The 10,259-nt window shown below is 39.8% G+C and carries 9 protein-coding genes; 8 read left to right on the top strand and 1 reads right to left on the bottom strand.

Annotated features, from left to right (window positions below; genetic code table 11):
• Positions 1 to 16 precede the first annotated feature (16 nt).
• Positions 17 to 1,048 (bottom strand): HD-GYP domain-containing protein, encoded by a 1,032-nt coding sequence (locus LXM54_RS27400; protein WP_233319481.1) that lies wholly within the window; start codon positions 1,046 to 1,048, stop codon positions 17 to 19.
• A 384-nt stretch (positions 1,049 to 1,432) separates the two neighbouring features.
• On the opposite strand from LXM54_RS27400, the gene LXM54_RS27395 reads away from it, so the two are divergent.
• From LXM54_RS27395 to LXM54_RS27360, 8 genes are all read left to right on the top strand, one after another.
• Positions 1,433 to 1,627, top strand: coding sequence for a hypothetical protein (locus LXM54_RS27395; RefSeq protein WP_233319479.1), 195 nt, complete (start codon positions 1,433 to 1,435; stop codon positions 1,625 to 1,627).
• Between the two features lie 293 nt (positions 1,628 to 1,920).
• Complete coding sequence (locus tag LXM54_RS28380) at positions 1,921 to 2,775, top strand: STAS domain-containing protein (RefSeq protein ID WP_233319477.1); 855 nt, start codon at positions 1,921 to 1,923, stop codon at positions 2,773 to 2,775.
• A gap of 36 nt (positions 2,776 to 2,811) precedes the next feature.
• Entirely contained in the window at positions 2,812 to 3,042 is a 231-nt protein-coding gene (locus LXM54_RS27385) for a CsbA family protein (protein WP_233319475.1), read from the top strand.
• A gap of 309 nt (positions 3,043 to 3,351) precedes the next feature.
• Positions 3,352 to 5,331: an excinuclease ABC subunit UvrB gene (uvrB, locus tag LXM54_RS27380; RefSeq protein ID WP_233319473.1), complete on the top strand. Its 1,980-nt coding sequence runs from the start codon at positions 3,352 to 3,354 to the stop codon at positions 5,329 to 5,331.
• 8 nt (positions 5,332 to 5,339) lie between these two features.
• On the top strand, positions 5,340 to 8,216 hold the full coding sequence (gene uvrA / locus LXM54_RS27375) for an excinuclease ABC subunit UvrA (protein ID WP_233319471.1): 2,877 nt from the start codon (positions 5,340 to 5,342) through the stop codon (positions 8,214 to 8,216).
• Between the two features lie 336 nt (positions 8,217 to 8,552).
• A complete protein-coding gene (locus LXM54_RS27370) occupies positions 8,553 to 9,662 on the top strand; it encodes a DUF4097 family beta strand repeat-containing protein (RefSeq protein WP_233319470.1) in 1,110 nt (369 codons plus the stop codon).
• Positions 9,663 to 9,680: 18 nt separating this feature from the next.
• Entirely contained in the window at positions 9,681 to 9,866 is a 186-nt protein-coding gene (locus LXM54_RS27365) for a PspC domain-containing protein (RefSeq protein WP_233319467.1), read from the top strand.
• A gap of 6 nt (positions 9,867 to 9,872) precedes the next feature.
• Positions 9,873 to 10,235, top strand: coding sequence for a phage holin family protein (locus LXM54_RS27360; RefSeq protein ID WP_233319465.1), 363 nt, complete (start codon positions 9,873 to 9,875; stop codon positions 10,233 to 10,235).
• Positions 10,236 to 10,259 lie beyond the last annotated feature (24 nt).

The raw sequence follows: 10,259 nt of genomic DNA, 5'->3' as shown, positions 1-10,259 counted from the left end.
TATCTGTGGTCTTTTGTTATGCCTGCCTATCTATTATTTTAGTAGAAGCTGATTTACGCAAATCCAAATAGTCATCCTCAATACGGACAAGAGGTAAATGGGGCTCATTTGGATGAATAAAGATAATCTCCGCTGTTTGCTCTGTATTTAGTTTCACCTTTTTAAAGAGCTGCTTTCGCATAAGATACGAAACAAAAGGAATGACGATTGCGGGATTGATGGCATTTCCATGGGCCTCATCAATTAGCTCATTGATGGCCTCGAAATATGTCTTTTTCTTTTGATGCCACGTACTTGAGCACATACTATTAAAGATGTCGGCAACGGAAATAATTTGAATCATAAATGGTATATCCTTTTCTTGCCGGTTAAGTGGGTATCCTTTGCCATTTATTTTTTCATGATGAAGCAGAGCTGTTCTTGAGATGATGATATCTAATGAGTTAATCGAGAATAGAATACTTTTTCCTAAAGTCGTATGTTTTTGGATTTCTTTATATTCTGAATGAGTCAGCTTTGTCTTCTTATTAAGAATTTCATCTTTGATTAGGAGCATTCCAATATCGTGAAATAAACCCATTTGGCTTAGTAAGTGACAGTTTCTATTAGAATAGCCTAGTATTTGTCCAATGAGCGCGGAAATAATGCCGACATTGATACTGTGCTTGTAGATAGAGTTGCTGGTATGCGTATCATCGAGAATAAAGTCTAAAATGGTAATGTCATGTAAGGCAAGGTCGATAAGAATCCTATAGTCAGAGAGTAACTCCTCAAGACCTTCTTCACTTTTGTTGATTAATGAGGCAAAAGTTTCTTCCACTTGTGTAAAAATAGCAAAGTAAGCTTGTTCAGCAGACAAAGCCTCACTAGTTTCGGAAATAGAAGTCAAACTAGAAACATCAACTTTGTGGTTTAAAAGAAGATCAATATGGGTATCTTCCAAAACAGCGCCTTTTTTTAGCAGCAAAAGACCTTCGATGGAATTTGAAAAGATATCTTCTTTTAATTGGGTTCCGATATATTGTGCTTTTATTTTTTCAATATCCATATTGATTCCTCCTCATAGTAAATCACGAAGCATTTAGCAGTGTATGAAATGGGAAACGGGGTAAATATTTGTATATACATTATGTAGTAAATTTTACCTTACAAAACGGGGAAGTGGAATAGACTATTTCCCTAGCATGTATACGACATTGTTCCTAATTTCCTTCCATAATAGGAGGATAATGCCTTTCGTGATTGACCTCTACTAATCAAGTAGATATATTTACACTTAAATAAAAAGTTTCTAATTTTGAAGGTCTGCAAGTGTTTGTAACTAAAGTGAGGTGCAACTATGTATAAAGAGGATTGGACACAAGGGATGAATACTAGACAAAGTGGATTATCAAGATATGAATATCATGTAAATATTCTGAGGAAAGAGTTAATGCAATGTCGGACAATTAAAATTCCGTATAAGAATATATCTATAAGCCATCATGAATTGGCGGAATGGATCATAGAAGAACTTACTCCGCAAGAATTGAATGAAATAATTGTGATGGTGAGCAATGCCAAAAAAAGATCTTCGTCCGTGAAGCCTCTTTTTCAAGTAATTGCCACTGGACTGATAAAAAACTAAAGACAGGTCTTTTGGAAAAATAGTTCCACATAACCTACCTGTTTGATATAAAGCTGCAAGCTGCATTCTAGGGATTCCCTTTCTAATAGTTTGGTCAATAGCTTAATAAAGCTGCCATTTGATTCATTGATAGTCAAGCTGCTTTGCTGTTAGATACTGCCCATATATAGTACAATTGCTATTGGTTATATCCTTCCACATAGTGAATGCACAGGCTGCTATGAAACTGGCGGAATTAAAAGCTTGTTATTTTGAGAGATTGAACTGTCGCTTACCTTTAGGAGGAGAATTACGTGTCTGACTGCAAAAAAGAATTATATAATTATTTAAATGAACAGATAGAAAGTATGGCAGAGGAATGGCTAAAGACGTTAAGTACAAATAAATCAGCATTCTACAGGATTGAAGAGGGCCAGCCGATTAAAGAGGAGCTGGTTAACAGCTATCATACGCTTGTAAAGAATGTACTGCATGTCTTTCATTCGGAGGAAACTGTTTATAAAGCAAGTATTTCGGAGTGGGCTGTAAAGGTCGCCAAACAAAGATCTCAGGACGCTGTACCGATACTAGAGTCGATTGAACAGCTGACATGCGTCAAATCTATCTTAATTAAATATATTCAGAAATTCGCAGAGGAGTCTCAAGAGAATTTCAGTATCAGCAACATGTTCAATTGGTTGCGTTTAACAAATTATGCCTTTGATATTTTTACAAATATTTTTATAGAATACTACGATAAATTTAAGCATCAGCAGCTTTCTGCACAGCAGGAGACCATCTATGAACTGAGCAGCCCTGTCATCCCGATTACAAAGGGAATTGGAGTGCTGCCGTTGTTAGGGGATATCGATACGCAAAGAGCTAATATTATTATGGAAACTACATTGAAGCAGTGTAATAATAATAATATGGAAAAGCTGTTCATTGACTTATCTGGCGTACCAATTATTGATACAATGGTAGCACAGCAAATTTTTCATGTTATCCATGCTTTAAACCTGATTGGTGTTACAGCTTACCTTTCAGGCCTGCGTCCAGAAGTGGCACAGACTGCGATTCAGCTCGGTGTAGACTTCAGCAGGATTCCAATCTTTAATAATCTTGCCAGTGCTTTATCCAGACTTGGCATTACGGTTATTGAAGGATAATAACGCTCAAGCAAAAAAGAGGTGTATCAATATAAGATGATCTATTTAGCTGCACTTATTTTTCCCGGATTATTAGTTATGCTTTTTACAAGGGTGGCTTACAATCGAGTAGTTGCTTTAGTGCTTACGGTTGCGTTGATCGCTGCCTCCGCGTATAAGGGATATACGAATTCCTTTTTGCTGATTGTGATTGATGCATTTTCCCTGACTGTGGGGTTTTGGCTTAGCGGCAGACTGAAAAAACAGAGTGCTAAAGCCGCTGAATAAATAATGAAAAGAATGACCTTCTTTAAACAGGTGAATGTTTCCTTCGTGGAGAATCATCCTAAGGAAGGGCATTCTTTTTTTATTTAAAAAACAACAAAAAATAAAAAAAGGGGAATATTCGTTCGCATATTATTGGTTTGAATAGGGAAGTTTGTGGTAGAATGGTGATATATCAAATCTTAAATTTGGATAGTTTATAAGATGTGTCTTAAATAGATTTTTGAATTACATTTACATATACAGCCCCTATTAATCATTAGGAAAATCAATGAAACCTATAGTACAGAAGGAAGAAACAGGAGGATTACAGTGACCCAAGAATTCGAATTAGTTTCTAAATATTCCCCTGATGGGGACCAGCCCGAGGCAATTAAACAGCTCGTTTCTGGAATAAATTCGGGCAAAAAAATCCAAACACTCCTTGGTGCAACAGGGACAGGAAAAACATTTACTGTCAGCAATGTTATTAAGGAAGTAAAAAAGCCGACATTGATCATTGCACATAACAAGACATTGGCAGGTCAGCTTTACAGTGAATTCAAGGAGTTTTTTCCGAACAATGCGGTTGAGTATTTTGTCAGCTATTATGATTATTATCAGCCTGAAGCATATGTGCCGAGCACAGATACTTTCATAGAAAAGGATGCCAGCATAAACGATGAGATTGATAAGCTTCGTCACTCAGCGACTGCCTCGCTGTTTGAGAGGGAAGATGTCATCATCATTGCTAGTGTTTCCTGCATCTATGGCTTAGGTTCTCCTGAAGAGTATAAGGAAATGGTGGTGTCTCTGAGAGCAGGTATGGAGATTGAACGCAATCAGCTCCTTCGCAGGCTCGTTGATATCCAGTATGACCGTAATGACATTGACTTTAAGCGGGGAACGTTCCGCGTAAGGGGAGATGTCGTCGAAATCTTCCCAGCATCCCGTGACGAGCGCTGCATTAGAGTGGAGTTTTTTGGAGATGAAATCGATCGCATCCGTGAAGTGGATGCATTGACAGGAGAGATTTTTGGAGAAAGAAATCATGTTTCCATTTTCCCAGCTTCCCACTTCGTTACACGAGAAGAGAAAATGAGAATAGCAATAGAAAATATTGAAAAAGAGCTGGAAGAGCAGCTTGAAAAGCTCCGGGAGGACAATAAGCTGTTAGAGGCACAGCGACTTGAACAACGCTGCAGATATGATTTGGAAATGATGAGGGAAATGGGCTTCTGTTCGGGAATTGAAAACTACTCCCGTCATTTAACATTAAGACCTCCAGGCTCGACACCATATACATTATTAGACTTCTTTCCGAAGGACTTCTTGCTAGTTATTGACGAGTCCCATGTTACATTGCCGCAAATCAGAGGGATGTATAACGGAGACCAAGCGCGCAAAGGTGTGCTTGTTGAACATGGATTCCGACTGCCGTCAGCCATGGACAACAGGCCATTAAAGTTTGGTGAATTCGAGGAGCATATCAATCAGATGATTTGTGTTTCAGCAACTCCGGGACCATATGAGCTGGAGCATACTCCGGAAATGATTGAGCAGATTATCAGACCGACTGGCTTGCTTGATCCGACGATTGATATCCGACCGATTGAAGGACAGATAGATGATCTGATTAGTGAAATTCAGGAACGCATTAAAAAGAACGAAAGGGTACTTGTAACTACCTTAACGAAAAAAATGTCCGAAGACTTGACGGATTATTTGAAGGAAATCGGCATAAAGGTTCAATATCTCCATTCTGAGGTAAAGACCTTAGAGCGGATTGAAATTATCCGGGAGCTTCGTTTAGGCAAATATGATGTACTTGTCGGAATCAACCTGTTGCGGGAAGGACTGGACATACCGGAAGTATCTCTTGTTACTATTCTGGATGCAGATAAAGAGGGCTTCCTCCGTTCTGAGCGTTCATTGATTCAAACAATCGGCCGTGCGGCGAGAAATTCGAATGGCCATGTCATTATGTATGCAGATAAAATGACAAACTCGATGGAAATAGCGATAAATGAAACAAAACGGCGCCGCGCTATCCAAGAAGAATATAATGAAAAGCACGGCATTACGCCACAGACGATCCAAAAAGGAATCAGAGCCACAATAAGAGCAACACAGGCGGCAGAGGAGCCGGAAGAGTATACAGCATCTGCTAAGCTGGAAAAGTTGACGAAAAAAGACAAAGAAGCAATGATTGCACAAATGGAAGCAGAAATGAAGGAAGCTGCAAAAGCTCTCAACTTCGAAAGAGCTGCAGAACTCCGCGATTTGCTGCTTGAGCTTAAGGCAGAGGGGTGAAGGCTGAAATGGCAAAAGATAAATTGATTGTTAAAGGTGCAAGGGCACATAATCTGAAAAATATTGATATTACTATACCAAGAGATAAGCTTGTTGTAATCACAGGACTGTCTGGCTCAGGGAAATCCTCTCTTGCTTTTGATACTATCTATGCAGAAGGACAAAGGCGCTATGTTGAGTCTTTATCAGCATATGCACGCCAATTCCTTGGGCAGATGGATAAACCGGATGTTGATTCAATTGAAGGTTTGTCTCCTGCCATTTCCATTGACCAAAAGACAACGAGCCGAAATCCGCGGTCGACTGTCGGCACGGTTACAGAAATATACGACTATTTGCGGTTGCTGTATGCCAGAATCGGCAGGCCGGTTTGTCCGGAGCACGGGGTTGAAATCACTTCGCAAACAATAGAACAAATGGTTGACCGCATATTGGAATACCCTGAGAGAACCCGACTTCAAGTGCTTGCACCTGTCATTTCCGGCAGAAAAGGGGCACATGTGAAAGTGCTGGAGGATATTAAGAAGCAAGGTTATGTTCGTGTCAGAATAGATGGAGAAATGTATGAGCTGAGCGATGATATTGAGCTTGAGAAGAATAAAAAGCACAATATTGAAGTGGTAATTGACCGCCTTGTCGTTAAAGAAGGGATCTCTCAGCGTCTTGCTGATTCCCTTGAATCTGCTCTTCAGTTTGGCGGCGGAAAAGTAATTATTGACGTGATTGGAGAAGAAGAGCTCCTGTTCAGCGAGCATCATGCCTGCCCAATCTGCGGTTTTTCCATCGGAGAGCTGGAACCGAGATTATTCTCCTTCAACAGTCCGTTTGGGGCATGTCCTGAATGTGACGGTCTTGGATCGAGGTTAGAGGTGGATGTTGAACTGGTTATTCCTAATCCGAATCTCACATTAAAGGAAAACGCGATAGCACCATGGGAATCTATCAGTTCCCAATATTATCCGCAGCTTTTGGAAAGTATCTGCAACCATTATGGCATTGACATGAATATACCTGTTAAAGATATTCCGAAACCAATGCTGGATAAAATTCTTTACGGCTCAGGCAAAGAAAAAATCCATTTCCGTTATGAAAATGATTTTGGCCAAGTAAGGGAAAATGATATCCAGTTTGAAGGTGTTATTCGCAATGTGGAAAGACGATATAAGGAAACAAGCTCCGATTTCATCCGGGAACAAATGGAGAAGTATATGGGGCAGCAAGATTGTCCGACTTGTAAAGGCTACCGTTTAAAAAGGGAAGCTCAGGCAGTATTTGTGAACGGCTTGCACATCGGCCAAGTGACGGAAAAATCCGTCCTTGAAGGGAAGAACTTCTTCGAAAATCTTACTTTAACACAAAAGGAACAACAAATAGCCAATCTAATTCTGCGGGAAATCTCAGAGCGTCTTGGTTTCCTTAATAATGTTGGTTTGGATTACTTGACACTTAGCAGAGCTGCAGGAACTTTATCCGGCGGAGAAGCGCAGCGAATCAGACTTGCTACGCAAATCGGTTCACGGCTGACAGGCGTACTTTATATACTAGATGAACCGTCTATTGGGCTACATCAAAGAGATAATGACAAATTGATTGATACATTGAAGCATATGAGGGACATCGGAAATACGCTAATTGTTGTAGAGCATGATGAAGATACAATGATGGAAGCAGATTATTTAATCGATGTCGGTCCGGGAGCAGGGGTTCACGGCGGACAAATAATTTCAACGGGAACTCCACAGGAAGTAATGGAAGATGATAATTCCATAACCGGTCAATATTTATCAGGTAAAAAGTTTATTCCACTGCCGCTTGAGCGCAGAAAAAATGACGGCAGGGTTCTGGAAATTATCGGAGCAAAAGAAAACAATCTCAAAAATGTCAGTGTGAAAATACCGTTAGGGGTGTTTACAGCAGTCACAGGCGTTTCCGGATCGGGAAAAAGCACGCTCGTAAACGAAATTCTTCATAAAAGCCTTGCCCAAAAATTGAACAGGGCAAAGGCAAAACCGGGTGAGCATAAAGAAATAAAAGGAATTGAGCAGCTTGAAAAGGTAATTGATATCGACCAATCTCCTATCGGCCGCACACCTAGATCCAATCCTGCCACATATACTGGCGTATTCGATGATATCCGGGATGTTTATGCTACAACGAATGAAGCGAAAGTTCGCGGTTATAAAAAGGGCAGATTCAGCTTCAATGTTAAAGGCGGAAGATGCGAGGCTTGCCGCGGAGATGGAATCATCAAGATTGAAATGCACTTCCTGCCAGATGTGTACGTCCCATGTGAAGTCTGTCATGGAAAACGATATAACAGGGAAACGCTAGAAGTGCAGTACAAAGGGAAAAATATTTCCGATGTGCTTGACATGACAGTCGAGGATGCTGTTTCCTTCTTTGAAAATATCCCGAAAATTCACCGCAAGCTGCAAACGATTGTCGATGTAGGGTTAGGATATATCAAATTAGGACAGCCAGCAACAACACTGTCAGGCGGTGAAGCTCAAAGGGTTAAGCTTGCTTCTGAGTTGCACAAAAGATCATCGGGTAAAACCTTCTATATATTGGATGAGCCGACAACAGGCTTGCATGTTGATGATATATCAAGGCTGCTAGGTGTCCTGCAGCGTCTTGTCGACAATGGAGATACTGTGCTTGTAATTGAGCATAATCTTGACGTTATTAAAGCGACAGATTATATTATCGATCTTGGTCCAGAAGGAGGAGACAAAGGCGGCACTATTTTGGGAAGCGGCACACCAGAAAAGATCGCTGAGCTTGAAGGCTCCTATACAGGAAAGTATTTAAAACCAATTCTGGAAAGAGACCGTCTGCGTATGAAGCAAAGCATTAAAGATGCAGAGGAAATAACAACAGGATAAGGCATCCTGCCCTACCGGCTTTTGGATATTACTCCAGAGGCCGGTTTTTTAATACTTAACTTCCAGGTGGACATTATTCTTAATTTTATATAATGCTCATACGATAGAAAGAAATGCTCAATTCCCAGCTTAGATGAAACTTTAAGATTGTTTCATTCGTAATAATAGGAAAGGGAAGAACAAGAGGTATCACAGCTTTCCTTAGTTTTACATTTACTTAACGTTCTAAACAGAAATACACAGACAGAAAAAAGCAGCTGCATTTATAGCTATGCTTAAAGTTTTACTCAAGTAGGGAAACATATACCACTTAGGGATAGAATGGAGGCAATATTAATGGCGGATGAAAAAAGAAGAATACTGCAGCTTTTAGAGGAAGGCAAGCTGACAATTGATGAGGCGTTGTCGCTAATAGAAAAGGCAGAGGAAGCAGATTTAGCTAAAATACTAAAAACCGACGATGAGAGTTTTGATGAGTCTGTATTTCAGGAAAAGAAAAAAGAACCATATCAGCAATCGGCATTTAAATTCCAGTCAGCTAAAGATAAACTGTTTGATTTTGTAGATACTGCCGTAAAGAAGGTTAAGGAAGTGGATCTCGATCAGTTAAATATTACGAGACATGAAGAAGTATCGCATATTTTTCAGTTTACAGAGGTATTCCCGAAAAATATCGATGTTGACATTCCAAACGGTGAAGTAGAGCTTATTCCTTGGGATCAGCAGGAGATTCGGATTGAATGCAAAGCGAAAATCTACAGGGTCGATTCCAGTGAGCAGGCGAAGGATTTATTTTTAAAAGAGGTAAAAGTAAAGGCGAAAGAAGATGCTCTGGAGATAAAGGTGAACCATAAATGGATGAAGCTGCAGACGAAGCTATATGTTCCAAAAAATACGTACCACATCGCAAAAGTAAGACTGTTTACCGGATCCATTAAAACATATGATCTTTTCGCAGATCAGGTTTATGCGAAAACAGCAAACGGGAAAATTACAATAAATGCCGGGCAAAGTGAAAAGCTGGAAGCAGATTCAGCAAACGGCGGTATAGTAATTGAAAACAGTGTGATTCAAGAGCTGGACGGGGAAACATTGAATGGAGCTATAAAGGCTGAAGGCTTTTTCAAAAAAGTTGATCTTCAATCCTTTAATGGCAATATCCTTTGCATCGACCATTCGGAAGAAATTGAGGTGCTTGAGTTAAAAGGGACAACAGGCAGCATTGAAGTTCAGCTTCCAGAGGAGCTTGCCGTAACAGGTAGCTTAAAGACTAATTTTGGCGGATTTAATGTTGAACTTGAGGGTATACAAATAATAGAAGAAAAAAATGATGTGCTCCAAAAAGTGATGGAATTTCAGTCTATTCAATCGTTGGATAAACGAACAAGAATAGAAGCGAACACAAAAACAGGTTCCATCAAAATTAAGAAACGGGAGCAACAGTAATCTTCGAAAGGAGATAAAATGAAGAAATTGATGCGCTCAACAAATAATCGGAAACTGGCAGGAGTAATCGGCGGACTTGCAGAAAGTATCAATATTAATGCAAATCTGTTGCGAGGAATCTTTCTTCTAGCACTGATTCCAACTGGCTTTACGCTAGTGCTGATTTATTTGATTATGACATTTGTTCTTCCAAATGAGGTGTAGGAAAATATGAAGTGGTTGTTAGGTATTGTTATAAATGCCGTGTTTTTTATTGCATTGGCGGGTTTGTTCAAAGATTCTTTCTATCTGTCAGGCATAGGAGCTGCAATTGGGGCTAGTATCATTTTGTCATTGCTTAATATTGTGGTGAAGCCTATCCTGATTTTATTGACACTCCCTGTAACAATACTTTCGTTAGGTTTGTTTTTATTTGTGATCAATGCGATCACACTCTCATTAACAGATCGTCTAATGGGAGACAGCTTTGAAATTTCAAGCTTTGGCATGAGCCTTCTAGCGAGCATTCTGCTTTCCCTGTTTAATATTATTATTCAGAACACGATGCTTAAAAGTGGCGAGAAAAAAAGCTAAAAGCAACGAAAAAGGCGGTGCTTA

The organism is Bacillus sp. Au-Bac7 (assembly GCF_021341655.1).
In the GTDB taxonomy this organism is placed as follows: Bacteria; Bacillota; Bacilli; order Bacillales; family Cytobacillaceae; genus Niallia.
The sequence above is the reverse complement of the archived record's forward strand: the minus strand, read 5'-3'. Positions and strand labels throughout refer to the sequence as shown.